Consider the following 21,410-nt stretch of genomic DNA (forward strand, 5'->3'; position numbering starts at 1 on the left):
TATCAAAAAGCTCCGGTACGGAGCTCTGATTTTCCACTAGGGGTTGCCTTAATTGCTCACGTATAAGAAAATTGTTCGTTTTAATGAATTCTGCTATAATAAAATCAACATTCTGAAGGTCATTACTTCATTCGAAAAGGAAGATCCGGATGATCGGTAAACGTGTACAGCAGCTAAGGAAACAACAAGGCATGTCGCTTACGGAATTGGCGGAGCGGGCCGGTGTTGCGAAGTCATATATCAGCAGTCTGGAGCGGGATATTCAGAAAAACCCGTCGATTCTGTTCTTAGAGAAGATCGCGGCAGTATTAAAGGTGCCGGTCGAACGGTTGATTGATCCTGAAACAACTGCGAAGGATGAACAGCTGGATCAGGAATGGTACGACATCGTCAAGGAAGCCATGGCTTCAGGCGTGGATAAGCAGCAATTCCGGGAATTCCTGGATTTCAACAAATGGAAAATGAACCGTCCCTAACGTCGACTCGCCTCTTGGTCTGATCGGGGTTCGCCGGATTCTCTGAGAAAAGCGCGCACTTCTTCTATACTAAGGCCCATATTACGAGCCGTAAGCATAAGATCGATCCACTCTAAATCCAATTCCTCGATGTCCATCGATTTCGTAACGCTCACAGAAAATCCCCCTGAATATTCGATACAATCTGTATCGTTATTATGTCATGATCTCGTACCGAAATCAATGGGGTTTTGCTGCAAAATACACATTTATTGAACTTCAGCACTTAGGTATGATCTACTTCATCGATCGCTCCGCACGAACAAAAGCGATGAACGACTTAGCTTCCTCCTCGGATAACCCCCTCCCATCGATTACAAGTGAAAACTTTTCTATAATATTGCGATCCGACAGTTCCAGGTGATCTACAAAATCCTTTACATTGTCATCTAGCACCATGTTCGGGTTTGTCGTGCGACCGAGCAAATAATCGACGGAAACTTTAAAGTAATCGGCGATCTTCTGAATCGTGTTGAAATCGGGTTCTCTTCGCAATTTTTCGTAATGAGAGAGAGATGCGCGCGAGATGCCCAGACTGCCGGCTAAAGTTTCCTGTGTTAAATGATTTCTTTCACGCAGAGATATAATTCGTAGGCCGATTGATGACATCAATTTTTGCGCTCCTTTCGCACATGAATAGCTAGATACAGTGTGTATCATTACATTATAGTAAAACAAATTTTGGAGATTTGCACCTATTTACTACAAAAATATTCAAAATTATTAAATGTAAACTTTGATATCTATATGGATAATACACATCTTATAACGATTGATATAGAACCGACCACAGTATTGTTCAGATGTATTGTTCAGACGCATAGTCTTGAAAGCAATAATACAAAGACCATATGCGCCTTCGCCGCGCATATGGTCTTTTTTGAATTGATGGACCGCTAGAGCCGGATACGTCTGAAATGTCCTTATCAATTGTTTTTGCGAGGCGACAACGAATGGATACGGATAAAATGACCGCAACCTTGTTCTTGCTAAATGATCAATCGTTCTGATGAACATAGCGGCCGTGTTCTGGAATCGCGATCGTTTCGAAATCACGCGCAAGCCTTGCCAGCGAGGTTTGGAGCTCTTGCCCAGCCATGGCGGGACCATGTCCGGTTACGGCGTAAAGCGGCTTCAGAGCTTCCAGCTTCTTCACCGATTCCCATGCGGCATCCCAATCCGTGGTAAAGTAAGCGGGCGGACGATGGATGTCTTCCTCTTGAGTGAGATTGGCAATCAGTGATTCTTCTTTGACGCTGGTAAAGGCGTCTCCTGCGATGAGCGCCCTGTCGGACTCCCGAAACAGGGAGATGTGGCCCTGCGTATGTCCGGGAGTAGGAATCCAACGCCAGCCTGGCATCCGAGGAATGCTTCCATCAGCAGGAAGCGCATGTACCCGCCCGCTGATATCAATGCCCGAACGAGGGAATAGAGGCGATATGCGCGACAGCAAACCGCCTCCGACCGTCGGATCAGGCTCAGGGTAATCGTCTTTGCCGGTAAGGAAAGGCAATTCTCTCTCATGAGCATATACCGGCACGTTCCATGATTCCAGCAAACCCTCAAGTGATCCAATATGGTCAAAATGGCCGTGGGTTAGGATAATCGCTTTTGGCGGAGCGGGTCCGAATCGTTCTTTTGCCGCTTCTAATATCTTATCGGCATAACCTTTAATGCCGGTATCTACCAACACCCAATCCTTTGAACTCTGATCGCCAACCAAAACGACATTCGCAATTGCGGTTCTCAAATACGTGATATCTGCAGGAAGATCTTCCATCCAAGCTTCCCTCCATTTCATGGAGTAGTGTGCATGGATTCATTTGGAAATATTCCTTGATTGCTTCCAGAACCATGATTTTGAGCCTGTGCGCTATATCTCTTCACCACCGGTTCTTCCTTGGTAGGCATGGGTGTGGGGAGTGCGTCCGTTTACCATGGTACGACCTTCGAATACGTGGTAGTGGTCGCTCCCGGAATCGGAACCGCCGGTCCGGTGGTGCCCCTGATGACGTGTGTATGACCGTCGTCAAAGGAAGTGACTGTATGATACTCGTGAACGTGCTCGACTCCGGTCGGCGCAGGAGCAGTGAACCCTTCGTACTCATGGGAATGACCGACATCATAAGAAGTAATGCCGGCAAATTCATGTACATGAACGGGCCTGCCGTCCCATGAGGTGATATAAAGCTTATGGGAATGGCGGCCGTCAGACTCCAGCGAACAAACAACCAATCCGGTGACTGGGATCTCCATTATACATCTCCTTATCACTTAGTTGATTTGTTCTAGACTATGGTGAATGCCAAATTATGAACATAGATAGACACCTATTTTTTTTGGAGTATTACGCTGCTTATGGTGGTCTTTTTTACATATACAGAATATCGGAATATTGGATAAGCTGTCTCTCGTATCATTATTGATGATGTTTTGATATGGAGGTGAGGCCGTGTACCCACCCGCGCCGGGAACATATGAAATGGATCCGCAACGTGCGTTGTTATTACCGCCGGAGTTGAAAGCCGCACCAATTGAGTCTTTAACCGAGAAGTTGTTTATTGAAAGATCGCTGACCGAGAACCGCTTCTGGCTGAGAATTATGAAGGAGCATGCTCTATTTCTAGGTGAAGGATTCAGCAAGGGCGACACGCAATTAATTCAGGAAGCGGACAGATTTTTTCATTATTTTGATCAGCTTCTGCAGAGAGCGCACAAAACTCCCGAAACCGTACAGGCCGTTCGCGCGCTTAACGAGGAAAGCATCCGAACCGCAAGCGCATTTCGAAACTTTAAAAGAAACCTTCTAATACTCATCATAAACTGTAAAGTTGCCGGCTATAACTTCCCATTGCTCGTCGACCATATCGCACGGGAAGCTGAATATTTTGTGAGAAACCTCATGAAGTTTAATCAGGGTATCATGGAGCCCATACAAGATGCCATTATTAGCGAGAATGTGTTTTGGCTCAGGATCATGATGGAGCACTCACGTTTTATCAGCAGCCTTCTTGATCAATCGGAGAGAAATTTGGTTAACCAGGCAAGGAAATTCGGAGACGATTTCGAGGTGTTACTAGGTCAGGCGCGTGATGTGGAGTCAATGCTCTATAACAAGCAGCCTACCTATCCAATTATTTCGAAAATGAATAAGGACAGCGAAAGTGCAACAGTCGAGCTGCGGAATTTCAAGAAAGCAGGGTTGGACTTCATTCGTACATGCCAAATCAAAAATGTAATTAACCCGCTTCTGGCGGATCATGTGGTGCGTGAGGCGGAACATTTTCTTCTGATTATTAAGGTGCTCCAGCACAGACTTGTTTTAAAGCAATCCGGCAGATCCGATTAAAAGGGAGAGCCCATCGGCTCTCCCTCTTTTTGAAATCATAACTCTATTAACCTTTGAATTTGCCGGACAGAAGATAGCCTGCATTTGGGACGACGGGCTCAAGCCCGAGATTACTTAATATGGAATAGACGGTTGCGGTAGCCGCAGACAAAACAGGTTTGCCCAGCCGATCCTCAACCTTTTGAATCGCTGCCAGAGACGGCATTTGTACACAGGCAGACAATACAATGGCATCGGCTTGGCTGATATCGAGACGGTCGGCATGCTCGATCAAGTTCAGCGGATCCAGACGGCCTACTTCCAGATTATCCGAGACCTCAAGGCTGATAGAATCCGTAACTTCAATGCCGTCACTCTGAATATAATCGACGACCTGAGCGGTCAACGGCTTCATGTAAGGGGTTATAATCGCAACCTTTTTGAAACCGAGAGCATGAATACCTTCTATTAACGCACCTGCAGAACTGACGATCGGAGCGGGTGCCTTGTTCTCTTCCACTACTTTGGAGAGACGCTCCTCTGAAACGGTGTGATAACCGGGCCCTTGGCACATGATCGCAACAAGGCAGGCATATGCAAGTACATCGCATCTCGCATCACTTAGCTCAAGTGCGCATCGGTCGCTGTCCACGTCCATTTTACGCAGCTCTTCCGGCGTTACATGCATCATTCTCATACGTGACGAATGAAAGGTGAATCGCTCCTCCGGAAATTGCGGAGCACGAGATTGAAGCATTGCCGGAATTTCCGTCTCCATGGTTGTATTAGAACTCGGTACGATCAGACCAACTCTATAATTTTTACTGATTTTAGACACCTCTTTCTTTAATTTCCGCTTGTTAATTCCGTCCCCTTGGTTTCTTTTAGCGTGAATACCATAACGGCGGCTATCAAGTAGGACACTGAAGCGAGGGTGATCGTATAGGTAAATCCGATTTTCGGAATCAAGAAAGGCACGAGTTTAATGCCGAGAATTGCGCCCACCCGGCCGAAGTTAAAGCAGAAGCCGGATGCGGTGGATCGAATGCTCGTCGGGAACAACTCGGAATACCAAGCGCCGAACCCGCTGAAATAGCCGGTAAAGAAACCAAGCAGGGCAGACAAGGACCCTAGAATCATAACATTCTGAGCCGTGAACGCAAGCTTGCCGTCCGTCAACGGCATGTGGCTCACCGCATAGGTAAATGCAGGTATCATCAACGTCATGCCGATGAAGAAGATCGCGAAGGTTTTACGGCGGCCGAGTTTCTCAGCCATAGAGCCGAAGACGATATAGCCTATGATCGCTCCGATGCCCGTCCACACGAGGAACACAGGTGCCTGATCAATTCGAACCTTCAGAATATTCTGCAGAAAAGCAGGCGTGAAGGCAGTTATAATCCAGTATCCGTACATCCCCAGTATGGAAATGGTCAGCGCCAATAACGTAGCTTTCAGATATTGCGGCTTGAAAATCTCAAAAATACTATTGTTGCCCGCATTATTCTTCCTGAATTCCCGGTTAGCCAACCATACGGGAGACTCTTTCACAAAAATAAGGATATAAACGAAGGTCGCAAAGGCCGGAATACTTGAATAAAGGAACAGATGCCGCCAGGATTCCGGATCATGAGGGTTCAAAATCGTCCATGCGAATACCGCCGCGAGCAGCTGTCCGCCGGACCAGCCCGTCTGCATCCAAGCGATCGCTTTGGCACGGCCTTCGGGTTTCCAAATTTCGGATACGAGAGATGCGGCTGCGGACCATAATCCACCCACGGCAACCCCGACGATGAATCTATAAACGTTCAACTCCGCGACACTGTCCGCATATCCGCAAAGCAAAGTACCGGTGCCGTACGCCAGTACCGAGGCAAGGATCGTGGTTTTACGACCGATTTTGTCTGAAATGCCTCCGAGGAGATATCCGCCGATCCCGGTCGCGAGGAGAAACCAAGCGATGGTAGAGACGACATCTCCCAATTGGACGGAGAACGTTGTTGCAATCGCTAACATAACGAATCCGAAAATGCCTGCGTCCAAGGCGTCGAACAGCCAAGCTGCCCACGCCCCTCCCAGAGTTAAATAACGCTGCTTATTTGCCACAGTCGGTTGAGCAGTTACACTCGGTTGTGCCATTGCCATTAGCGACGGCCCCTCTCCTTGAATTTGGTGAGAATGGCTTCTCCCACTTCGGTTGTGCTCGCTTTACCGCCGAGATCAGGGGTAATGATTCCTGCTTCCATCGTATCTTCGATCGAGTCAAGCAACAGCTGGCCGACATCCTCGAAGCCGAAGAAATCCAGCATCATTTTGGCTGTCCACATTTGACCGACCGGATTGGCAATGCCTTTACCGTAAATGTCAGGAGCTGAGCCGTGTACCGGTTCGAACATCGAAGGGTATTTCCGGTCAGGGTTAATGTTCGCCGAAGGAGCAATTCCGATCGAGCCCATGATTCCCGCACCCAAATCCGTCAGAATATCGCCGAACAAGTTCGACGCGACGACGACATCAAGCGTCTGAGGCTTTGTCACGAAGAATGCGCTTAGGGCGTCAATGTGGGTAGAGGTTTGCTGGATTTCAGGGAACTCTCGGCCCACTTGTCCAAAAACTTCATCCCAGAACGGCATAGAGTGAATGATTCCATTGGATTTGGTTGCGCTTGTTACAAACTTTCTGTCGCGTTTGCCGGCCGCTTCAAAAGCGAACCGTATCGCGCGTTCCGTACCGCTGCGTGTGAAGACGGCGTTCTGCACGACAATCTCATCATTGCCTGCGATCATGCGGCCGCCGATCGGGGAATATTCGCCTTCGGCGTTTTCACGCACGACAAGGATATCGAAGCCCTTCGGATCTGCTAATGGGGAACGGACTCCGCGCATTTGTTTGACTGGGCGAAGATTGATGTATTGCTTCATTTCTCTGCGGATAGCGATCAGCAGACCCCAGAGAGACACATGATCGGGAACCGTTTTCGGAAGTCCTACCGCTCCTAGAAAAATAGCTTCAAAGTTCTTAAGTATATCGATCCCATTCTCCGGCATCATACGGCCATGCTCTACATAATACTCGCAGCTCCATGGGAACTCTTGCATTTTAAATGACAGTCCTCCGTGGATTTCAGCCGCCAGCTCTAACGCTTTCACTCCAAAAGGAACAACTTCTTTACCTATTCCATCACCGGGTATGACAGCGATTTCAATATTTTTCATCGTATTCTCCCTTTCCTCAACGGAATGCACTTTACGCAGTTTTTACATTTCTGAGCTTAAGAAAAGAATACTGTATTCTGTATACAAAATGCAATCTAGTATTCTACTTTTATTTAGGCTATAATTTTTTAACAACTTCGCCGCCGGGGTGATTATCATTCAGTCCATCAGAAAAGTGGAGCCTGCTTATCAACAAGCCTATGAGATTATAAGGGGAATGATTTTTGACGGTACTTTAGCAGCCGGACAGAAGATCACCGAGGAGTCTCTGGCAGCGATATTGAATGTGAGCCGCACGCCTATTCGCGAGTCGTTAAGACGCCTGGAACAAGACGGGTTAGTCATGCAAAAGCGGGTCATTAAGCCGACGAATACGATGCTTAGCGAAATCTACAGCATGCGGATGTTGTTGGAAGGTTATGGGGCTTATCAAGCGGCGGGGAATTTATCGGATGACAAAAAGGCGCTTCTGCCTGAATGCATAGAGAAAGCCAAGACGGGCTCAAAAGAAGACGCGATGCACTATAACACCGTCTTTCATGACACGATCATGGAAGCCTGCGGTAATTCTTACATGTTGGACGCTTATGAGAAAATGAGAACGCTGATCCTTCTGTTTCGGCATGATGTTGTTTTCTACGACCGCCCGCATCTGCAAGAGGAACACGAGAAGATCTATCATGCAATTGTTAATGGTAATAGCGATCAAGCCCGACAACTGATGGAAGAACATTTGCAGAATGATCTCGAATTCTGTTTGGCGGTGCATGAAAAACAGAAATAAATAGAGCGTAACCGAAGAGCGGTCTCCATACTGCCTTGCTTTTACAGCAGGCGGGATGAAGACCGCTTATTTGTTTCTCTTTGTTTTTTCCAGCGAAGCACCTTTACTCTTACTAAAATCGTACCAATCCCATGTGAAGCTGCATACAGAATTGCCAACACAACAATCAAAGGCTTATACACGAACCAAGCGGCGACACCAAGAAGTGCGAACTGCCACACTTTCACCTTCTGCATATAGCACGGCAGCAGAAGAAGGCGATATAACCAATTGCATTTACGCAGACAGTTCGTATATTCGGTTCGGAGATGAGCATTTCCGGGCTCGATTCCAATGGCTTTTTCCAGATATTCCAGCGCTTTCTGATGTTCCCCTCTGATCCGGGCAGCCCAAGCTAAATATAGGAAAGTTTCACCATCAGCCGGTTCCCTGAGCAGAGCGCCTTTCTCGGAAACACGTGAAGCCTCGTAATCCCCGCAATTCGCCTGCAAGTAACTATCCGCTGCTTTATACAATAACTTTTCAGGAGACATATACAGCGCCTTGTTCAGCTCTTCCCGGGCTTCTTGAAGTCTGCCGTTCTTGCGGCAGAAATTGAACTTTAGAAAATAGTAATGCCCTTCATAAGGATCGAACCGCTGCGCTTCTTTGACCGCCTTGAAAAATTCTCTTTCCTCGCCTTGCGCATACAGCACAATCACCCGAACAAACCAGGCCGTTGTGTTCTCAGCGTCGTAACGCAAAGATTGGTCAGACCAATACAGCGCTTGGTCCAGATTATCCGACTTCAAATAGATTTGCGCCAACATTCCATACGCCTCGGCGTTATGAGGATTGCTCTTGATCCATAGCTCTGCTTCTGCAAGGGCTTCTTCAGAGCGGCCTTCGTTCATGAGTTGCAATATCCGTTCAGATCGCGCGGTACCTTGATTGATCGTCAACACTGCCATCACCTGCCGGTCATTTCATGCGCTTGTTCGACTTTATCTTCATTGTCATCTGACAGCCATTCCAAACCTCCGACCAAGATATTTAATAATTGGCACATGGTGAACTTGCCGAACACTTCCCTGATTTAACGCGTTATGCCGTCATGAAGCATCTCAGCGCATTAGAGAAGGCGAAGCTCGTACTGGTTCGCCGCGAGGGCAAGTACCGGGTGAATTTTCTGAATGCCGTACCGCTTCAAGAGCTCTATGGCAGGAGATTGTAATCGAGGCACCTCGTGAAAAGGTGTTTCAGGCTTTAACCCATGACGTACAATCCTGGTGGGAATACCGCTTGGCACCTCAAGGTACGGACAGAAAGTTGTCACTGTCTCCGGAACTTGGGGGTCAATTCATCGAGACTTGGGGAAGCGGACAGGGCGCCCTTTGGGGAACGGTGTACTATGTGAATGCGCCTGAAGAAATTCGCTTGCAAGGCCATCTTGGAATGAAAGGCGCCGTAAACAGCTCTTACATTTATCAGCTGGAGGAGAGAGGCAGCCAAACCGTATTGAAGCTGTCTCATACGGCATCCGGCTATATCGAAGACGGATGGAGAGAGTCCCATGAGCACGGATGGAGAGAGCTGCTGGGCAAATTTCTTAAGGATTATGTGGAAAATAACTGAGCTGAAGTTCTATGAAAGGAGGTGCGGTCGGTGAAAGAATTGTCATGCAATTGCGGTTACGTCGTGAAGGGAGAATCCGCATGTTGTTGAAGCGAAAATGTGGCATCATGCGATACAAGATCATACGGATATGTTGAAATCCATGTCTGAAGAACAACTCGTGGGCTGGTTAACGCAAACTCATCAAACAATTAAGCTGGCTTAGTACAAAAAGAGAGGCACCCGCAGGGGTGCCTTTTAATTTCCATTTTCTACAATTAATGATATAAGATTAGAAACCTTTAACCTCCTTTTGGGTATATAGCGGGATGTGGCATAACACTTCGTGTGGCAAAGTAATACCTGTACATCTTACATAACAGGAGGAATGCCTTTTTATGAACTTCCATTTCTATGTGGGTAACGATAACGGCAACAGTGAACATGATTTGATCATTGACGGTAATTTGATTCAACAGCCGAATGTGAACTGCACGGTCGACGAGCTTCCGTGGAGTGAGGAGCAGGCGCCGGAAAGCTTCATCAAAAATCTGCCGGATCAGCTCGTGGTTACGATCGATTCTCCTGCAGCACGGCCGGGTATGTATTATGTCGGCAAGTTTGCGCTCGAGAGCGGCGAAATATTGGACAACCTGCAAATCGGCATCGATCTGAAAAGCGATATGGACCTGCCCGTTGTGAACACATTGGCCCAAATTGCAGCGGCAGCCGTACAGAAAGCCTACGACGAAGAGAAGAAGATCCCCGATCACATCGATGTTGAGGTCGATATGGCCACCGCCCTGCCGGTAACCCAGCATACCGACGCCACTTCGGCAAAGTTCGAGAAACGTTTTACCGGCGGCTCCCATCACGTTACCGTACATCTCGGTATTCAAAGGGTAGCAGTGAAAATCGTATTTCCATTCACCAAAGTGGTGCCTGAAGCGACGCCGGTCATCTTCACATTGCAGAAGGATGCGGACGGCAATTGGCGTGAGGGAGATATTTTTCAGGATTTCGTTGAGAGCTATCATATAGAGAAGAAGTTTAACGGCAGTTATTTTAAAGACAAGCGCATTCTCCATGTGGACATCGGCGATGGTTCTACAGAGTATCCGATCACCGAGGGCAACAAATTCTTGCGGCAGTTTGTGTACGGGAGCCATCACGGTACGGGTTATGCCATCGAGGAAGCGCTGGGCGAGTTCAACCGGCTGATCCACCTGCCTGAGAGCCCCCGGCAGTTCTTCAGTGATGTAATTAAAAATCCTAAACATAAGTACCATGCTCGAGCCATTAAAACACTGAAAAGACCGATGGAAAGTCAAGTCAGACAAATCGTGCAAAACGTGAAAAGGCAGCTGACCAAAGCCCGGAACGAGATCGACTTGATCTGCGTGTATGGGGGCGGCAGTATTCTCATGCGCTCGATGCTCTATCCTGGGCTGAAAGAACTGTGCGCCGAACGAGAAATGCAGCTTTTGTATATCCCTGCGGAATATGCGGTGCAGCTCAATGCTATGGGACTGGACGCTTTCGTCCGAGGCAAAATCTACGAAGCTCTTAAAAATAAAGCAGTACAAACGGCCTAATAAGTCCTATGAAAAAGACCAAACAACCCGGCGACAACTTCAGCTTAAAAACGAAAAAAACCGAAGATCCTTTGGTCATGCAATGGATTAACACCCAAACGAATTTGATGGATTCCATTCGTTATTTGATCGAGAATGAAATCGTTCGGAGCGGAGTACGGAACCTGCAGGCGCATATTCCAACGGAACGTAATTTGTTGAATCCCGTCTCGAATGACGTTTCGACGTACGCAGCGTACACGGAGCAGGCCGCCGATGCCGAGCTCGATCATGAGCCTGAAGCGGCACCTGAGGATGAATTTGACGATGAGGATATCGAGTCGTGGATCTAGTAATTCGAAGTAATACTTAGTAATTCCGGATAACACTTTTCAGTAGAATTACCGGGTAATACTTGGTCGAACTTTGTAATATTAAGGCGCAGAACCCGCATTATATCAACAAAAAAGGCGAATCACGGACAAGTTCCTGGTGCGCTTTTTTTGTTTTTAGAGCAGTTCTCGGAGCTCCCTTTGAAACTTGTTCAAGCGTTGACTTGAAGGGGTAACGGATTTGGCGTTGCGGATACCGCCGATTTTGATGTTTCGAACGACGTGGTACGGGGCCGTCAAAAGGGCGTGCAGAAGGTGCAGATCATTGTCGTTTAACGGGCGTTTATTGTCATAATAATCGACCCAGCGAAGCATGCCACTGCCGTTCCATAGAAAGTTTCGATGGAGAATATGGGAGAGATCTTTCATTCTGGCGTTCAGGGATGTATTTTCAAAATCGATCAAGTGAGTTTTTCCCCGGCTGTCTTTGATCAAGTTCGGATAGTTGTAATCTCCATGCACGAGCGCGGCCGCATTTTGCTCCGCTTCAACGGCTTGCAGGACTTTAGGCTGACTCAAGCCATACAAAGCCTCATCGCAGGCCGGGACCAAATGCTTAGTGTTCTTGTAGCGGCTTAGCACTTTTTTATACTCCGATACCTCATCATGAAGTCCGGCATACCGGATGCGTCCGCCCGGAGCCTCGTCCTTCGGAAAACCTGCGGCCATGGAATGAAACTTAGCCAGCGTTCGGATCGCACTCTTGAAATCCTTTCTTCTGCGAAAAAGGGGTCTCTTTCCAGGGACCCAGTTGGTCACTGTGTAGAAAACTCCGCCATGACGGATATAGGAGTCCTGCTCCGCAGTTGCATACACTCGCTGGCCGCGGGTGAAGCCGCGCTCCTCCAGGAAGGAGAAAACCCGAGCAATGAAACGCACATCCTCTTCCGGGAAATCGTAGCCCTTCAGGCAATAACTGCCGCTTGCCGCTTGAATGAGATAAACATCCTGAATCTTCACGGTTTTTTTGATCTGCAGCGCATACATTTTCTCAATTGTCGACCACAAGGACATCCGTTTAAGCACACCCTCTCCATGATCTATTCCCGGGGAAATGAGTTGTCCGGATCGCCAGTGCTATGATAACGTATGATACACGCAGCTTGTTCGTGAGGAGTCGGCAAAATGATGCAGCTTAGTTTGGAAATGACGCTACTTATCATCTTGGGTGGATTTCTGGCGGCATTCGTGGATTCGGTCGTCGGCGGCGGAGGACTCATTTCCCTGCCGGTTCTGTTAGCGACAGGGATGCCCATTACGGATGCGTTCGGAACGAACAAACTCGCCAGCTCCATGTCTTCGCTGACGAGTACGATGTCGTTTTATGTATTCGGGAAAAGTAGACGTTCGAATGGTAAGGGGATTGTTTATTCTCTCCGCCGCAGGCGCGGCCGGCGGTGCGCTGACTGTGCATAGCATTCCTTCCGATTTTCTGAGGCCGCTTGTCGTTGTCATGCTCATTCTGATTACGGTCTATACCGTATTCCGGCGCAGTTGGGGGAATCTGTCTACATTCCAGGGACTGTCGAAGGGCTCGGCGTGGCTCATGAGTATCGCGGCATTAAGCATCGGCTTCTATGACGGTTTTTTCGGGCCGGGTACCGGTTCGTTTCTGATCTTTGTTTTTCTGCTGCTCGGATATGATTTTGTGACGGCAGCAGGCAATGCCAAGGTGCTTAACTTCGGCAGCAACATAGCCAGCTTGGTCACATTCATGTTTCTTGGCGCAGTTAACTATCAATACGGCATTCTAATGGGATTGTCGATGGTTTGCGGCTCCTTGCTTGGCTCGCGAGTCGCCGTCCGCAAAGGCGCTTCCTATGTTCGCCCGCTGTTTCTGATCGTCTGTACAGTGCTGATCGGCAAACAGGTGTGGGACTTATTGCATTGATGCGGGTTATTTACAGCCGGAGGGGATCCACTTTCTCCGGCTTTCCGTTCCTGACCAGCGCAACCGGGAACCTGTCACAATTATGCACGGCGGCTGTCCGCCCTTTATTGTCAATAACGATCAGCCCCCCATACTCTCCGGTAAGCCGGTGCAGCCTGCGAATGGCCTCAATCGCAACTTCCTCCGGATGTCTGCCTGCGTGAATGCCGTCGTCGACGTATTTCGCGGTCAACGTCTGAATGAATGCTTCGCCTCTGCCGGTGCATACCACAGCGCAGTCGGCCGATGCGAAGATACCCCCGCCGATGAACGGAGTATCTCCGACACGGCCGGGCAGCTTGAGGAAGGATCCGCCGGTTGATGAGGCTGCAGCGTGATTCCCGTCATCATCCAACAAAATGCAGCCGACGGTATCGGTCTCTCTTTTCAAACCGGTGTATGCGCTGAAGTCCAACTGCTTTCCTTCCTTCAACAGCTGCATGGCGTAATTCCAGGATTCCATCTGTTCCGGTGAAATGCACGAATCATCGGCAAACCCCTTTTCCTTGGCAAACAAGGAAGCTCCCTCGCCGGCGACTACGACGTGTTTCGTATCTTCCATGAGCTTCCTCGCGACCGACACGGCATTGCGTATCCCCTTCATCGCGGCTACTGCCGCAAATCTACCGGAAACTCCGTCCATTATCGCACCATCAAGCTCCGCCTGACCGTCCCGATTGAGAACCGATCCATATCCGGCGTTATACAGAGGATTATTTTCAAGTTCAATAACGGCTTGCTCGACCGCATCCAATCGATTGTTCGAGGCCTTCAACGCGTCGTAGCCTTTCTTCGCGGCAGTCTCCAATCCTTGTATGAACGGCGGCTCCGTACTCGTTTCCACGCTTCCGTGAACCAGAATTATGCTCATCCGACTCGACTCCTCAAGTAGAAGATAGTTAACCAGACCCATCAAACAAATGATACCATAATGCGGTTTCCGGAAGGCAAGATAGGACCGGGCAGCGGCGTTGACAAATTTCTTGCTTCCAGGGAGGAAAATGACAAGGATTATGGAGAATCAGGTCGAATAAATAATATCTTGGTACCCGTTATCATATGCAGATCTCAGGGAGGCGCTCGGCAGCACATGAGCAAAGTCAACGATTCGGAATCGATTTCTCTTCACCGCTATCTCTTACGCAGTATGATCCCCGCAGCAGTCGGCGCGGCGGTCATTGCAGGCATACTTTTTCAATATGCAGGTGTGGATACTGCGGACGCGACTTTTTGGCCGGGTGTGGCATGGGGAGCATTCAGCGGAATACTGCTGGGTGCGGTCATCGGATACGCGAACTATCGGCGGTTCGTGTCGCCTATGAAAGGTATCATCGAGCATATTCGCCATATGGCCGCCGGAGACCTGAGCAAGGAACTGGATTTATCCGCCATCGGCGAGCTGCGGCCGATCGGCATCTCCGTCAATCGGCTGACTGTTAATTTGCAAACCATGATTTCGGAAGCAGAACGCGCATCCAAGCAATTATCAAGCTTATCGGAATCCTTGAACCTCACATCGAATGAAAATACACATGCGCTGAACCAGGTGGCATCATCCATCCAGCATACGGCCGGGGAGAACCAGACGCAGGCGCATGACATCGACACCATGTTTAAAGCTGTTAACAGCATTCACAGCGGTGTGCTGGAAATAACGGAGAGAATGAAGACCGTCTCCGATACATCGGCCTTGATGACGGGCGAGTCGGAGTTCGGCAGAAAAGCGCTGAATGACGTAGTGGTGCAGATGAATGAAATTCAGAAGAGCGTACGTGCGTCTCACGCGACCGTTCAATTGTTGAATGATCGCATCAACGCCATAGGGGATATCATGAGGTTGATCACGGACATTGCGTCGCAGACGAATCTGCTCGCCTTGAATGCCGCGATCGAAGCAACCCGCGCGGGGGAGAACGGCCGCGGCTTTGTAGTCGTATCGGCGGAAATACGGAAGCTTTCCGTGCAGTCCCATACCGCAATCGACAAGATTTCCGACATTCTGGGCGCGATTCAGGAAGACAGCCAGCAATCGATTCATTTGCTCGATAATGAGACCAAAGAAGTCGCCGTAGGCATCGAGATGGTGGACCAGACCTCGCGGAGACTGGAAAACATCAATCAATTGGCCGGGCAGGTCGCGCAATCCGTCCGGCATGTTTCGCAAGATATCGACGCGATATCCGCTGAATCCACAACGATCCACAACCGTACAGATCGCGTCACCCAGAGAATCTATGCATCGTTAACCGAGACCGATAATTTGGCCGCATTCACCGAGCAGTTATTGGCCTCCACGGAAAGCATACAAAGCGTCATGGAGCAGCTGCATGAGACAACCGTTACGCTGGAACGGCATATTCAACAATTTAAAGCCTGAGAAGGAGACATAAGATGCAGTGTGTATTGTCTTCATCCTCCATTCACTATGAGGAATACGGTGAAGGGAAGCCGATCTTGTTTTTTCATGCATTAAGCTTAGATCTTGTATCTATGAGAAATGTGATGGAGCCGTTGTTCACGGAACGAATAGGGTGGCGGCGCATTTATGTTGACTTACCGGGTATGGGTGGCTCGCCTGCGGAAGATTGGATGAGAAGTTCAGACGATGTGCTTTCCGTGATTATTGAATTTCTTGAAAAATTAATTCCTGGTCAAAGGTTTGTGCTGGCAGGCCTATCCTATGGCGGATACATTGCCCGCGGCGTGGCTTTCAAGCAAATCAACCGAGTAGACGGGATGCTGCTCATCTCACCGATGATTAAGGCGCGACCTGCTGACCGTCAACTGCCTGCTCGTGTCGTGGTTGACAAAGATGAAGCTTTATTGGCCAGTTTACAGAATAACGAACCTACTGGTTTTGAGAATTTTGCTGTCGTACAGACCGAAGAAATATGGGAAAAATATAAAAGAGATGTATTAAGCGGCGCCGAGAAGTCAGATCGAACCTTTTTGACCTCTGAATTTAGGACCAAAGGCTACGCGTATACTTTTGAGTCGGTGCTGTCTGACGTATCATTTCAAAAGCCCGCCCTTATTGTGCTTGGGCGCCAAGATGCGGTCAGCGGCTATGAAGATGCAATGCGGTTGATTGAAAGCTACCCGCGAGCCACTTTTACGATCATGGACCGCGCAGGACACTTTCCTCAGCTTGAGCAAGAAACGCTGTTACTTGCTTTAACGGATGAATGGTTGGAGCGAGTTGAGACAGAGGCAGGGGTTGCGCGGCAGGATAACGGGGCAGCAGAATGAAGCCTTTTACTCTTCAAGTGATTTCGATCGTTAAGAGTATTCCGGCGGGATGTGTCATGACGTATGGACAAGTCGCAGCATTGGCAGGCAGTCCACGCGGCGCAAGGCAAGTCGTTAGGATTCTTCATTCGATGAGCGGATCCTATAATCTTCCATGGCACCGCGTCGTGAATATCAAGGGGCAAATCGCCGTCACGGATGAGGAATCCAGATTTATGCAAAAATTCTACCTCGAGCAAGAAGGCGTTATCGTCGATGCATACGATCGGATAGATTTGAAGAGGTACCGATACCAGACCGAAGGTTGAGCCGCAAATACGCGGCTTAACCTTTTTTATTTGTGTATCAGCTGGCAGAGAGGACTGCTTTGGGTAATAACAAATGCAAAGATGGTTACCATAATTGGAAATGACGTTTGGAGGTCACATCATGGGATACAACCCTCCGCAGAAGGTCGCGGAAATCGCTATTGAGGCTGGTGCCCGGAAGAGCCGTTTGCCTCTCAGTACGATGCTCGTTCTGGGCTTCCTGTCCGGTGCTTTTATCGCATTAGGGTTTTTATTAGACGTGCGGGTAAGCGGGCATATGCCCGTAGAGTGGGGCAGCTTTGCCGGATTTTTAGGAGCTGCCGTGTTCCCGTTAGGTCTTATCCTTAGCATTATTGCCGGAGGTGAGCTGTTGACCGGGAATATGATGGCCGTCAGCTTCGCGAAGTTCGCCGGCAGGGTTACCTGGGGCGGCCTCCTGTACAACTGGATTGTCATTACAGTGGCCAATTTCATTGGGGCCGTGTTTATCGCTTACATGTTCGGCCATGTCGTGGGATTAACGGCGGAAGGTCCTTATCTCGACAAAACGGTGGCCATCGCAGAGGCGAAGATCGGGGAAAATTTTGTACAGGCATTTGTGTCGGGTATCGGCTGTAACTGGCTGGTCGGTCTTGCTGTATGGCTTTCTTATTCAGCCGAAGATGTCGCCGGCAAAATTCTGGGCATCTGGTTTTGTATAATGGGCTTTGTCGCCGTCGGATTTCAGCACGTGGTCGCGAATATGTTTATCATTCCTGCGGCGATCTTCGAAGGTGAAGCAACCTGGGCGGAGTGGTTCACCAATTTCGTGCCTGTGTTTTTAGGAAACGCGGTCGGCGGCGCAATTATGGTTTCACTATTCTATTGGATAGCCTACGTCAAAGCTGCCAAATAACATAAAAAGAATACAACGAAGAGGCCTCTCCAGAGAGTGCCTCTTTTTTGCCGTCATTCCCTCACCCGGGTGTCTTGCATATAGTACAACTGTGCAACATTCGGTGAAGACGGGGAGGATCGCGTAATCGTGAGGCAAGGAAAAGCTAAACGATGGTATCGTCCGATTCTGCTGCAATACGGTATGCGCGCTCTTAAGGTAACGGCATGCGGTTCATTCTACAAAAAGGTGGCCGCATACCATGTGACGACAGATAAAGGGGAGTTTCTTCTCAAGCCGTTTGCAGGATTTAAATCACGACTTGATCGCGTATATTCCCGGATCGTTTGGCTGACTGGCAGCGGCTTCAGCAACATGCCTAAGTGGCGTACAACATTGCGGGGAAAGCATTATGTGAACAAAAATGGAAGGCTGTATTATGTATCCGACTGGATTAAAGGTTCGAAATTAGGCGATAGAGACGAGGATTACGAGAAGATAGGCGAAGTGCTGGCCCAGCTCCATAAAGTATCAAAACGCAGTGCGTCCGGATTCCGCCGTTATTCGGCAAAGGAAATAAACCGATTCCGTCAGCAGCATCGGTTGTTCATTTCCAATTTAGCGGTTATCAAAAAAACAGGCTCCAGCAAATGGCTCACAAAACACGGGAATCAATGTGTCTCTTTGGCGGAAAAGGCATGGAAAACACTTCGTCACCCCGACATTCAGCAAGCTCTGAAAAATGAAAAGCCATGTATCATCCACGGGGATGTAACGACACCTAACATCATTTTAAATTCGAACGGCGTTGTTCTGGTGGATTGGGAATTTGCCAGGCTCGGATCCGCTTATTATGAAATCGCTAAAACCATGAGCAATATAAGCAATTACTCACTGCCTTACATGCGCGTCTTTCTGTCCGGTTACGAGAAAATTTCCCCTCTAAAGCCGGAGGAACGTCTCATCATCGCCTCTCTATTCCGCTTGCCTCGGGAAGCCTGGATTGCCGCCGGTGAAATTCGATCAGGCCGGCCCTCGCCCGCTTACACCATTCTAAAAAAAGCATGGACCGGACGAATCCGGGCGGTGGAATGGGTAGACCATTGGGCAAAGACCCATTAATAGGAAATTAGACCTATTCCCATAATTGAACATGGAAATTATGATGGATTCATAGTTCAAAAATCCCAAGTGCAAAGGGCAAATCATGGGAAACCGTGAGACGCAAAGCCAAGGGCCTGAACCACGACGATTGACCTAGCGTGGATGGCAGCCGGTTGCCACAAGGAATCATAGGTAAATCTACTATGAACCTTGTTTGAGGTTCATTTTTTGTTGTCTCCAAAACTATTATCGTAAAAAGAAAGGTAGGCTGTTATGATGAAAAATCGCATTCTTGCCAAGCTTCCATTGTTGTTATCATTGGTTCTTTTGGCGCAATTGACGTTCCCTGTGTTTAGCGCGTTAGCCTCAGCCAACAGCAGCACGATGCTGCCGCCAAGCAACCTCGCGTATCAAAACGTGACACCGGATGATGTGAAATTGACTTGGAGCCCTGTGTTTGGAGCCACCGGTTACAAAATCTATGAGATTACCGACGGCCAATTGCTGCCGTTAGCCACCGTAACTACCAGCACCTATTCCATCAACAATCTCGCAGAAGGATCCTACTCTTATGTCGTTTCGACACTGAGTACCGATGGCGAATCAGGTCCATGTGCGCCGATCACGGTTGACATTGTTTATCCGGAAATGGCAGCGCCGGCAACCCTGACTTACACGATGCAGAAGGGCACCGACATCGTGCTGAATTGGGGAGCATCGACCTATACGGAAAAATATAATGTCTATCAGATTAGCGCAGCCGGTGATAAAACACTTATCACTTCAACGGCACCAGCAACACGTACATACACCGTTGTCAATGCACCTGCCGGGGACTATAGCTACGCGGTAACTGCAACCCATTCTCTCTACGGCGAGTCGCCTCTTTCCAACGCTGTCGATGTCACAGTAACCACGCCGACAATGACAGCGCCGAAGGATTTGACATTCTCTATAGCTAACGGCACTGATGTCATATTGAGATGGACCGCTGTGAGCTATGCAACCAATTACAGAGTCTATCAAATGATCGACGGGCAAAAAGTGTTGAAAAGTACAGTAACCGCCGCCACCGCAACATTCACGAAGCTGCCGGCAGGCGATTACTCCTACGAAGTTTATTCCTACAGCGACCGCTTCGGCGAATCGGCGGAAGGCAGCCCGGTCAGCTTAACCGTAAGTGCAGTTGCCATAGCGGCGCCGACAAACTTTGCATACAGACTTGCCAACGGCAACGATGTTATTCTCACTTGGACCGCCGCAGTCAACGCAACAAACTACAGAATTTATCAGATTGTCGACGGCCAACCGGTATTGAAAAGTACGGTCACCGGCACGACAACGACGTACACAAATCATGCTGCCGGCAATTTTGTGTACGAGATTCGCACTTATAGCGATCGCTACGGCGAATCCGCAGAAGGCAGTCAGGTGACCGTCGTCGTCGACGGAGTAGCGATGACTCCTCCGGTGGATGTCACTTACAAGATTGTGAATGGAAACGATATTGTCTTAAACTGGAGCCCCGCGGCTAACGCAAACAGTTACAAGGTCTATCAAATTGTCGGTGAACAAAAGGTGCTGAAAGGCACAATCGGCACAACGACGGTAACGTATCCCAACATAGCTGCAGGCGAGTATGTTTACGAAGTTCATTCCTTCTCAACGAAATTCGGCGAGTCGGCGGAAGGCACACAGGTAACCTTTACGCTGGTTCACCCAACGATGGCGCCTCCTGAAAATTTAATACAGACGATCAAGAGCGCCACGGAATTCAGCTTAAGCTGGACAGCATCCACTTACGCCACGAACTATAAGGTTTATCAAATTGTCGACGGACAGAAAGTTTTGAAGAGTACGGTTACAGGTACCACGGTCAACTATCCGGGCGTGAAGCCAGGAGAATATAGCTTTGAAGTTCATTCTTACTCAAGCCGTTTCGGCGAGTCCGCAGACGGAGCGAAGCTGACGTTCACTATGGACGGACAAGTCATGCCGGCACCGGCGAGCCTGACGCAAACGATTGCAAACGGCAATGATGTAACATTGAAATGGGCGGCTGTACAATATGCGACAAAATATATTGTGTACCAGGTCATTGACGGAAACAAAGTTCTGAAAAGCTCGCCGACCGGCACTTCTCTTTCTCTGCCAAACCAGGCGGCAGGACAATATACGTTCGTCGTCCATTCCTTCTCCACGCTGTTAGGCGAATCACCGGCCGGCGCGGAAGTCACTTTTGATCTGGTATATCCGACCATACTGGCTCCAGCCAATGTGACATCCAGGATTGTCAATGGCAATGATGTGGTGTTGACTTGGACAGGAGCAGCATACGCCGCTAGTTACAAAGTGTATGAGCTTGCAGGTGATGAAAAAATCCTGAGAAGCACCGTCTCAGCTCTAAGTGCAACATTGCCTAAGCAAGCGGAAGGCGATCACATCTATCTCGTTCACACCGTGAGCACCCGATTCGGAGAGTCTTCGGAAGGAGCCCGGATCCAGGTTACGATAGATCAACAGACTATGCACTCGCTACGTTAC

21 protein-coding genes, 3 pseudogenes and 1 riboswitch are annotated in these 21,410 nt (G+C 48.9%); of the genes and pseudogenes, 14 read left to right on the top strand and 10 right to left on the bottom strand.

Translation table 11 applies throughout. The features are described 5' to 3' along the window. Positions 1-149 precede the first annotated feature (149 nt). Positions 150-476 carry a helix-turn-helix domain-containing protein gene (locus SD71_RS03895; protein WP_041059950.1) on the top strand — a complete coding sequence of 109 codons (327 nt, stop codon included), beginning with the start codon at positions 150-152 and terminating at the stop codon, positions 474-476. Here the strand turns inward: SD71_RS03895 and SD71_RS22845 are convergent. The 4 genes and pseudogenes from SD71_RS22845 to SD71_RS03910 all read right to left on the bottom strand — a co-directional run bounded on the left by SD71_RS22845 (position 473) and on the right by SD71_RS03910 (position 2,771). Next, the gene (locus SD71_RS22845) at positions 473-631 is read right to left on the bottom strand and encodes an anti-repressor SinI family protein (protein ID WP_082034023.1); all 159 of its coding nucleotides are present in this window, start codon (positions 629-631) and stop codon (positions 473-475) included. The two genes, SD71_RS03895 and SD71_RS22845, sit on opposite strands and share 4 nt — an antisense overlap. A 121-nt stretch (positions 632-752) precedes the next feature. Further along, the gene (locus tag SD71_RS03900) at positions 753-1,124 is read right to left on the bottom strand and encodes a helix-turn-helix domain-containing protein (protein ID WP_041059951.1); all 372 of its coding nucleotides are present in this window, start codon (positions 1,122-1,124) and stop codon (positions 753-755) included. 388 nt (positions 1,125-1,512) lie between these two features. Further along, positions 1,513-2,295 carry an MBL fold metallo-hydrolase gene (locus SD71_RS03905; protein ID WP_235426981.1) on the bottom strand — a complete coding sequence of 261 codons (783 nt, stop codon included), beginning with the start codon at positions 2,293-2,295 and terminating at the stop codon, positions 1,513-1,515. Between the two features lie 93 nt (positions 2,296-2,388). Beyond that, positions 2,389-2,771: pseudogene (locus tag SD71_RS03910) on the bottom strand (YmaF family protein). 226 nt (positions 2,772-2,997) lie between these two features. Here SD71_RS03910 and SD71_RS03915 point away from each other — a divergent pair. Beyond that, positions 2,998-3,864 carry a DUF2935 domain-containing protein gene (locus tag SD71_RS03915; protein WP_052475925.1) on the top strand — a complete coding sequence of 289 codons (867 nt, stop codon included), beginning with the start codon at positions 2,998-3,000 and terminating at the stop codon, positions 3,862-3,864. A 46-nt stretch (positions 3,865-3,910) separates the two neighbouring features. Here SD71_RS03915 and SD71_RS03920 read toward each other — a convergent pair whose 3' ends face one another. From SD71_RS03920 to SD71_RS03930, 3 genes are read right to left on the bottom strand one after another with little or no spacing between them, the layout of a single operon-like run. Then, complete coding sequence (locus SD71_RS03920) at positions 3,911-4,681, bottom strand: maleate cis-trans isomerase family protein (protein ID WP_407637514.1); 771 nt, start codon at positions 4,679-4,681, stop codon at positions 3,911-3,913. 8 nt (positions 4,682-4,689) lie between these two features. Next, a complete protein-coding gene (locus SD71_RS03925; protein ID WP_052475921.1) occupies positions 4,690-5,988 on the bottom strand; it encodes an MFS transporter in 1,299 nt (432 codons plus the stop codon). Continuing rightward, a complete protein-coding gene (locus tag SD71_RS03930; protein WP_041059958.1) occupies positions 5,988-7,058 on the bottom strand; it encodes a tartrate dehydrogenase in 1,071 nt (356 codons plus the stop codon). Before SD71_RS03930 ends, SD71_RS03925 begins: the two co-directional genes overlap by 1 nt. A 175-nt stretch (positions 7,059-7,233) precedes the next feature. Between SD71_RS03930 and SD71_RS03935 the strand changes: the two genes are divergently transcribed. Then, positions 7,234-7,842 (top strand): GntR family transcriptional regulator, encoded by a 609-nt coding sequence (locus tag SD71_RS03935; protein ID WP_268747707.1) that lies wholly within the window; start codon positions 7,234-7,236, stop codon positions 7,840-7,842. 41 nt (positions 7,843-7,883) lie between these two features. Here the strand turns inward: SD71_RS03935 and SD71_RS03940 are convergent, their stop codons facing one another. Then, on the bottom strand, positions 7,884-8,783 hold the full coding sequence (locus tag SD71_RS03940) for a tetratricopeptide repeat protein (protein ID WP_161793325.1): 900 nt from the start codon (positions 8,781-8,783) through the stop codon (positions 7,884-7,886). Between the two features lie 98 nt (positions 8,784-8,881). Between SD71_RS03940 and SD71_RS24665 the strand changes: the two genes are divergently transcribed. The 4 genes from SD71_RS24665 (at position 8,882) to SD71_RS03960 (ending at position 11,362) form a co-directional block, all read left to right on the top strand. Further along, entirely contained in the window at positions 8,882-9,055 is a 174-nt protein-coding gene (locus SD71_RS24665; protein ID WP_235426982.1) for an ArsR/SmtB family transcription factor, read from the top strand. A 20-nt stretch (positions 9,056-9,075) separates the two neighbouring features. Then, on the top strand, positions 9,076-9,456 hold the full coding sequence (locus tag SD71_RS03950; protein WP_041059964.1) for an SRPBCC family protein: 381 nt from the start codon (positions 9,076-9,078) through the stop codon (positions 9,454-9,456). Positions 9,457-9,833: 377 nt separating this feature from the next. Further along, positions 9,834-11,030, top strand: a complete 1,197-nt coding sequence (locus SD71_RS03955; protein ID WP_041059967.1) for a ParM/StbA family protein — start codon at positions 9,834-9,836, stop codon at positions 11,028-11,030. Positions 11,031-11,038: 8 nt separating this feature from the next. Beyond that, positions 11,039-11,362, top strand: a complete 324-nt coding sequence (locus SD71_RS03960) for a hypothetical protein (protein ID WP_041059970.1) — start codon at positions 11,039-11,041, stop codon at positions 11,360-11,362. 156 nt (positions 11,363-11,518) lie between these two features. Here SD71_RS03960 and SD71_RS03965 read toward each other — a convergent pair whose 3' ends face one another. Next, positions 11,519-12,415: an aminoglycoside phosphotransferase family protein gene (locus SD71_RS03965; RefSeq protein WP_041059973.1), complete on the bottom strand. Its 897-nt coding sequence runs from the start codon at positions 12,413-12,415 to the stop codon at positions 11,519-11,521. 111 nt (positions 12,416-12,526) lie between these two features. Between SD71_RS03965 and SD71_RS03970 the strand changes: the two are divergent. Continuing rightward, positions 12,527-13,292 (top strand): annotated as a pseudogene (locus SD71_RS03970) (sulfite exporter TauE/SafE family protein). Positions 13,293-13,302: 10 nt separating this feature from the next. Here SD71_RS03970 and SD71_RS03975 read toward each other — a convergent pair. Continuing rightward, positions 13,303-14,202 (bottom strand): isoaspartyl peptidase/L-asparaginase family protein, encoded by a 900-nt coding sequence (locus SD71_RS03975; protein ID WP_052475923.1) that lies wholly within the window; start codon positions 14,200-14,202, stop codon positions 13,303-13,305. A gap of 219 nt (positions 14,203-14,421) precedes the next feature. Here SD71_RS03975 and SD71_RS03980 point away from each other — a divergent pair, with 219 nt between their 5' ends. From SD71_RS03980 to SD71_RS04005, 6 genes and pseudogenes are all read left to right on the top strand, one after another. After that, positions 14,422-15,708 carry a methyl-accepting chemotaxis protein gene (locus SD71_RS03980; protein WP_161793326.1) on the top strand — a complete coding sequence of 429 codons (1,287 nt, stop codon included), beginning with the start codon at positions 14,422-14,424 and terminating at the stop codon, positions 15,706-15,708. A 77-nt stretch (positions 15,709-15,785) separates the two neighbouring features. After that, positions 15,786-16,580 (top strand): alpha/beta fold hydrolase, encoded by a 795-nt coding sequence (locus tag SD71_RS03985; RefSeq protein WP_161793327.1) that lies wholly within the window; start codon positions 15,786-15,788, stop codon positions 16,578-16,580. Next, positions 16,577-16,888 (top strand): MGMT family protein, encoded by a 312-nt coding sequence (locus tag SD71_RS03990; RefSeq protein ID WP_041059979.1) that lies wholly within the window; start codon positions 16,577-16,579, stop codon positions 16,886-16,888. The genes SD71_RS03985 and SD71_RS03990 overlap by 4 nt, the downstream gene beginning before the upstream one ends. A 121-nt stretch (positions 16,889-17,009) precedes the next feature. Continuing rightward, positions 17,010-17,783, top strand: a complete 774-nt coding sequence (locus SD71_RS03995; RefSeq protein ID WP_041059982.1) for a formate/nitrite transporter family protein — start codon at positions 17,010-17,012, stop codon at positions 17,781-17,783. A gap of 129 nt (positions 17,784-17,912) precedes the next feature. Further along, positions 17,913-18,884, top strand: coding sequence for a phosphotransferase (locus SD71_RS04000; RefSeq protein ID WP_041059985.1), 972 nt, complete (start codon positions 17,913-17,915; stop codon positions 18,882-18,884). 67 nt (positions 18,885-18,951) lie between these two features. Further along, a riboswitch (cyclic di-GMP riboswitch) is annotated at positions 18,952-19,047 on the top strand. 92 nt (positions 19,048-19,139) lie between these two features. Beyond that, positions 19,140-21,410: pseudogene (locus SD71_RS04005) on the top strand (fibronectin type III domain-containing protein); the annotation flags it as partial.

The organism is Cohnella kolymensis (genome assembly GCF_000829465.1).
Taxonomy (GTDB): Bacteria; Bacillota; Bacilli; order Paenibacillales; family Paenibacillaceae; genus Cohnella; species Cohnella kolymensis.

Coding starts and splice junctions, on each gene's coding strand:
- SD71_RS03895 (WP_041059950.1), top strand. CDS start 150: ATGATCGGTAAACGTGTACAGCAGCTAAGGAAACAACAAGGCATGTCG.
- SD71_RS03900 (WP_041059951.1), bottom strand. CDS start 1,124: ATGTCATCAATCGGCCTACGAATTATATCTCTGCGTGAAAGAAATCAT.
- SD71_RS03905 (WP_235426981.1), bottom strand. CDS start 2,295: ATGGAAGATCTTCCTGCAGATATCACGTATTTGAGAACCGCAATTGCG.
- SD71_RS03915 (WP_052475925.1), top strand. CDS start 2,998: ATGGATCCGCAACGTGCGTTGTTATTACCGCCGGAGTTGAAAGCCGCA.
- SD71_RS03925 (WP_052475921.1), bottom strand. CDS start 5,988: ATGGCAATGGCACAACCGAGTGTAACTGCTCAACCGACTGTGGCAAAT.
- SD71_RS03930 (WP_041059958.1), bottom strand. CDS start 7,058: ATGAAAAATATTGAAATCGCTGTCATACCCGGTGATGGAATAGGTAAA.
- SD71_RS03955 (WP_041059967.1), top strand. CDS start 9,834: ATGAACTTCCATTTCTATGTGGGTAACGATAACGGCAACAGTGAACAT.
- SD71_RS03960 (WP_041059970.1), top strand. CDS start 11,039: ATGAAAAAGACCAAACAACCCGGCGACAACTTCAGCTTAAAAACGAAA.
- SD71_RS03965 (WP_041059973.1), bottom strand. CDS start 12,415: ATGTCCTTGTGGTCGACAATTGAGAAAATGTATGCGCTGCAGATCAAA.
- SD71_RS03975 (WP_052475923.1), bottom strand. CDS start 14,202: ATGAGCATAATTCTGGTTCACGGAAGCGTGGAAACGAGTACGGAGCCG.
- SD71_RS03980 (WP_161793326.1), top strand. CDS start 14,422: ATGAGCAAAGTCAACGATTCGGAATCGATTTCTCTTCACCGCTATCTC.
- SD71_RS03990 (WP_041059979.1), top strand. CDS start 16,577: ATGAAGCCTTTTACTCTTCAAGTGATTTCGATCGTTAAGAGTATTCCG.
- SD71_RS03995 (WP_041059982.1), top strand. CDS start 17,010: ATGGGATACAACCCTCCGCAGAAGGTCGCGGAAATCGCTATTGAGGCT.